The 3,351-nt window shown below is 69.2% G+C and carries 4 protein-coding genes; all 4 read left to right on the top strand.

Features of this window, described 5'->3' with window-relative positions:
- The coding region (locus tag PKE44_RS16800; RefSeq protein WP_324553563.1) for a sigma-70 family RNA polymerase sigma factor at window positions 1–492 on the top strand (492 nt) is incomplete at its 5' end.
- Between the two features lie 61 nt (window positions 493–553).
- On the top strand, window positions 554–1,399 hold the full coding sequence (locus PKE44_RS16795; RefSeq protein ID WP_096448113.1) for a ParA family protein: 846 nt from the start codon (window positions 554–556) through the stop codon (window positions 1,397–1,399).
- On the top strand, window positions 1,396–2,703 hold the full coding sequence (locus PKE44_RS16790) for a ParB family protein (RefSeq protein WP_324553559.1): 1,308 nt from the start codon (window positions 1,396–1,398) through the stop codon (window positions 2,701–2,703). Before PKE44_RS16795 ends, PKE44_RS16790 begins: the two co-directional genes overlap by 4 nt.
- A complete protein-coding gene (locus PKE44_RS16785) occupies window positions 2,703–3,245 on the top strand; it encodes an STY4526/YPO1902 family pathogenicity island replication protein (RefSeq protein WP_324553557.1) in 543 nt (180 codons plus the stop codon). The genes PKE44_RS16790 and PKE44_RS16785 overlap by 1 nt, the downstream gene beginning before the upstream one ends.
- The last annotated feature ends 106 nt before the right edge of the window (window positions 3,246–3,351 follow it).

Below are 3,351 nucleotides of genomic sequence, written 5' to 3'. Positions count from 1 at the left end.
GAGGAGTTCGACGATCTGATGCAGGAGTGCCTGGCGCACTGGATCGTGGTGCGACGGAAGCTCGCGCCCGATCCCGATGCGCCTCCCGTGGGCTACATGGCGCAGGTCATCCGCAACAAGCTCACGGATCTGATCCGCGAGCGGGAGGCCGACAAGCGCGCCGGAGAGCAGGAGGCGCTGTCGCTCGATGCCGCGCTCGACGGCTCGGACGATGGCCTGACGCTGGCCGACCTGCTGGCCGAAGAGGAGTCGGCCCAGCAGGACGAGGCCGGTGCCGTCGATCGCCACCACGCGCGCATCGACATCGGCCGCGCCCTGGCTCGGTTGACGCCGGTTCAGCGGCAGCTGTGCCGGATGCTCGGCGAGGAGGGGCTGACGGTCAAAGAGGCTGCCGAGCGGCTCCGAATCCCCCGCGGCACCCTGTACGAGGAGATCAAGCGCATCCGTCGGGTGTTCGCAGATCAGGGGCTTGGCGACTATCTGAAGGAGTAGCCCGACACTTTTCCACGCGATTCCGTATGCCTGAGGACCGACCTGAATCGGCACGGAATCGATGATCAAGTTCACCATCACCAGCACCAAGGGCGGCGTCGGCAAGACGACGCTCACGGCCAACCTCGGCGCCCTGCTGGCCGACATGGGGCTGCGCGTCCTTCTGGTCGACGCCGACGTCCAGCCCTCGCTGTCGAAGTACTTCCCGCTGGCGGCAGCGCAGCCGGCAGCCGGCCTCACCGAGGTGATCCTGCGCGGCGAGGTGACCGCGGCGTGCATCACGGCCACGGTCTTCCCGAACCTCGACATCGTCGTGTCGGACGACCCCGAGGGCCATCTCCCCAACTGGCTGCTCAACCGGATCGACCGCGGCTTCCGGCTGCGTTTCGCCCTGCAGGCTGCCGTCGTGGCGAACGCCTATGACTGTGTCCTGATCGACACGCAGGGCGCCATCGGCCCTCTGCAGGACGCGGCCCTCATGGCTGCCGACATCCTCGTCTCGCCGATCACGCCGGAGGTTCTCTCCGCGCGGGAGTTCAAGGACGGCACGATGGAACTGCTCGACCGGCTGGAGCCGGGCAGCGCCCTGGGCGCCACGCTCGGGCCGGTGAAGGCGGTGATCTACCGGCAGGACCGCACGGCCGACGCCCGTCTCATCGCGAGCGGCATCCGCGAGGACTTCATCCGCCTGAAGGGCAGGGTGTCGGTGCTCGACACCGTCGTGCCGCACGCCAAGGCCTACAAGGAGGCGGCCACGCTGCGGATCCCGGTGCACCGGCACGAGCCTCGGAGGGACGGCGTCATGCCGAGCGCGTCCACGGTGATGCACCAGCTCGCCTGGGAGCTGATTCCCAGCCTCCAGGGCGTTCACGCCGGCGACTCCGCTGCCGAGGAACGATCGGCATGAGCGGCAAGGTGTCGGTCGACGAGCGGCGGCGACTGGTCGCCGAGTCGTTGCGCGTCGGAAACCCGGGCAACAACGCCCGCGATCTCGCCGGCCAGGTCGACCCGCGAGCGGAATCCCAGATCGAGCTCGCGGTCGACGAGATCCAGCCCTACGAGCACAACCCGCGGCGCGCGACGAACGCGAAGTTCGACGACATCAAGGAGTCGATCCGCACCAGCGGCCTGAGAAGCCCGCTCACCGTGACCCGCCGCCCCGGCGAGTCGCACTTCATCGTCGAGGCCGGCGGCAACACGCGGCTGCTGGCGCTGCGGCAACTGTGGGCCGAGACGCGCGATCCGCGCTTCCGCAAGCTGGTGGTGCTGTTTCGGCCGTGGCGATCCGAGAGCCACGTCCTCACCGCGCACCTGATCGAGAACGAGCAGCGCGGCGAGATGACCTTCTGGGACAAGGCGTGCGGCATCGTCGCGCTCAAGTCCCGCCTGGAAGCGGAGCAGGGCCGCACCTTGACGCTGCGGCCGCTGGAGGACGCGCTCCACGCGTTGGGCCTGGCGGTCAACACCGCGACTCTCGGTCTCCATCTCTTCGCCACCGAGCGGTTGCGAACCCTCGGCGAAGCAGTGACGGATCTCTCCGGCCTCGACGTCAAGACGATGCAGCCGCGGCTGAACGCGCTGAAGCGCTACGCCCAGACGCGGAGCTCGATCTCCGAAGACGACCTCTACGCGCAGGTGTTCGAACCCGTCTTTCGACGCATCGCGCAGCAGTACCCGCACACCGGCACGTTCAGCGTCGCCGCCACCTGCGAGGCCTGCGAAGTCGGCCTGGCTCATCACCTTGGCGAACCCGTCGAGTCGCTACGTTTGGCACTGAGGTCGAAGGGCGAGCGCGAGTCCCAGGCGGACCCGTCGACGCCGGTGGCCCGCTCCTCCGCCGATGGCGCAGATGTGGACGAACTGCTGATGCGTGCCAGGCGCTTTGCCGACGCCGTCGGCATCTCCGGCGTGATTCAGCCGGAACCGCAGTCCCCCGCCGGCTTGCGCATCGCGACCCTCACCGACGGCGACGCGGAGGATCCTGCGCGCCACCGCGCCTGGTGCCTGCTCGCGGCGCTCCTCGGCCAGCTCGAGCCGAACGCGGCGTCGTCGAACGCGCCGGAGCCGGCGTTCCTGCAATGGCTCGTCGATCCCGACGACCCGTCGTCAACGGCGTTCTGGGAGCTGCTGGCTTGCGCCAGGCGATCGGGTGGCCTTCGCCGGCAACCCGGCGTCGCGGGCGAGGCGGCTTCTGCCTCGGAGGCAGCGTGATGCTCCCGCTGCAGGACGCCCAGGTGCGGCTCGTCCTCCTCAATCACGTCACGGTGCGCCTGGCCGACGCCGCGCAGGACGAGCTCCACGCGGCAGGCATCGAGATGGAGCAGTTGGCCCACCTTCGGCAGCTCTCGGCCGTCGATCTCAGTCGCCTCGCCGCGATGCGCAGCCTGACCATCGGCGTCGCCTTCGATGGTGCGGCCCTCAGGGCCGGGCTGCGCGCGGTGGCCCTCGTCAACGAGGCCAAGGCGCTGGAGACGTACTTCATCCGCCACGGTGCGTCCACGCACCTGATGAGCGCGCTCTTCAAGCTCCGCCGCAAGCTGACGCTCAAGCGCCGCCGAGACATCGGTGCCCGGCGTCCGGCCGGTCGCGTGCCGCTGCCCGACTACGCGACGCGCGAGCGCATCTACCAGGCGTGGCGGGCCATCGCCGATCCGTCGCCCCGCGTTCGCTACTACCGGCTGCACCAGGAGTTCCAGCACATCCCGATCGCCGTGCTGGAGGCGGTCGTCCGCGAGTTCGAGGCCGACGAATGAACGCGCGCATGGAGAGCCTCGGCATCACGCCGCAGTTGTTGCTCGAAGTCTTCGACATTCCGGTGAGCTTTCATCGCTGCCTGGTGCCGATCACCGGCGGCGTCAC

Origin of the sequence: Plasticicumulans sp. (genome assembly GCF_035331805.1) — a bacterium.
GTDB lineage: Bacteria > Pseudomonadota > Gammaproteobacteria > Competibacterales > Competibacteraceae > Plasticicumulans.
This window is presented reverse-complemented; position numbering and strand designations above follow the sequence as displayed.